1 protein-coding gene is annotated in these 1,776 nt (G+C 65.7%); it reads right to left on the bottom strand.

The annotated features are described in order from the left end of the window. Positions 1 to 1,774, bottom strand: a 1,774-nt coding sequence (locus ACOQFP_RS10230) for an acetyl/propionyl/methylcrotonyl-CoA carboxylase subunit alpha (RefSeq protein ID WP_421584249.1), incomplete at its 3' end; no start/stop codon positions are given. Between the last annotated feature and the right edge of the window lie 2 nt (positions 1,775 to 1,776).

Genomic DNA, 1,776 nt, shown 5'->3' with positions numbered 1-1,776 from the left:
ACTTGATTTCGGTGAGGACGGTGCCTTGGGTGATGGCGTCGCCTGCGGTGACGGTCAGGCCGGTGATGGTGCCTGCTTTGTGGGCGTTGACGGGGTTTTCCATTTTCATCGCTTCGAGGACGGCGATGAGGTCTCCTGCTTCGACGGTGGCGCCTTCGGTGACGGCGACTTTGACCACGGTGCCTTGCATGGGTGCGGTGACCGCGTCACCGGACCCGGCTCCGGCCCCGGCACCGCCGCGGGTGCGGGCTTTGGGTTTACGCCGCACCGCCCCCGCCGGCCCGCCGCCGTTGCTGCTGGCACCGAGGGAGAATTCGCCGGGCAGTGAGACCTCGACGCGGCGGCCACCGACCTCGACGACCACGCTCTGGCGGGGCAGGACCTCGTCCTCGTCGAGCGGCTGGCCGGCGGTGAACGGCGGGATCTGGTTGTCCCATTCGGTTTCGATCCAGCGGGTGTGCACATCGAACGATTCCCCGTCACCGATGAACGCCGGATCGGAGACCACCGCGGCATGGAACGGGATCACCGTCGCCAACCCTTGAACATCGAATTCGGCCAACGCCCGCCGGGACCGAGCCAACGCCTCGTCTCGGGTGGCTCCGGTGACGATGAGTTTGGCGAGCATCGAATCGAACTGGCCCCCGATCACACTGCCCGATTCGACCCCGGAATCGACCCGCACACCCGGCCCGGACGGCGCGGTGAAGGTGGTCACCGGGCCGGGAGCGGGCAAGAACCCGCGGCCGGCGTCTTCACCGTTGATCCGGAACTCGAACGAATGCCCCCGCGGCTGCGGATCTTCGGTGATCGACAGTTCCTCACCGTTGGCGATGGCGAACTGCTGCAACACCAGATCGATCCCGGAGGTTTCCTCGGTCACCGGATGCTCGACCTGCAGACGGGTGTTCACTTCCAGGAACGACACCAGGCCGTCCTGGCCGACGAGGTATTCCACCGTCCCGGCACCGTAGTAGCCCGCTTCCCGGCAGATGGCCTTGGCGCTGGAGTGGATTTCCGCGCGCTGGGCATCGGTCAGGAACGGGGCGGGTGCTTCCTCGACGAGTTTCTGGAAACGGCGTTGCAGCGAACAATCACGGGTACCGGCGACGACGACGTTGCCGTGCTGATCGGCGATGACCTGCGCCTCGACGTGGCGGGGCTTGTCGAGATAACGTTCGACGAAACATTCCCCCCGCCCGAACGCGGCGACGGCCTCACGGGTGGCCGAATCGAACAACTCCGGGATCTCCTCACGGGTGCGGGCGACCTTCATCCCGCGTCCACCACCACCGAACGCGGCCTTGATCGCGATCGGCAGACCGTGCTCGTCGACGAAATCGAGGATCTCCTGCGCGTCACGCACCGGCTCGGACGTGCCCGGCACCGACGGTGCCTTCGCGCGGGCCGCGATATGTCGGGCGGTGACCTTGTCCCCGAGATCGCGGATCGACTGCGGCGACGGACCGATCCAGATCAACCCCGCATCGATGACCGCCTGCGCGAAATCAGCATTCTCCGACAAGAACCCATACCCCGGATGCACAGCATCGGCACCGGACTTGACCGCAGCATCGATGATCTTGTCGATCACCAGATACGACTGAGCCGACGTCGAACCACCAAGAGCGAACGCCTCATCGGCCAACCGCACGAACGGAGCATCCGCATCCGGCTCGGCATACACAGCCACACTCACCAACCCCGCATCAGCAGCCGCCCGGATCACCCGAACCGCGATCTCACCACGATTGGCAACAAGAACCTTGGTGATCT

It is taken from the genome of Rhodococcus sp. MALMAid1271, assembly GCF_049195265.1.
Lineage (GTDB): Bacteria > Actinomycetota > Actinomycetes > Mycobacteriales > Mycobacteriaceae > Rhodococcoides.
This window is presented reverse-complemented; position numbering and strand designations above follow the sequence as displayed.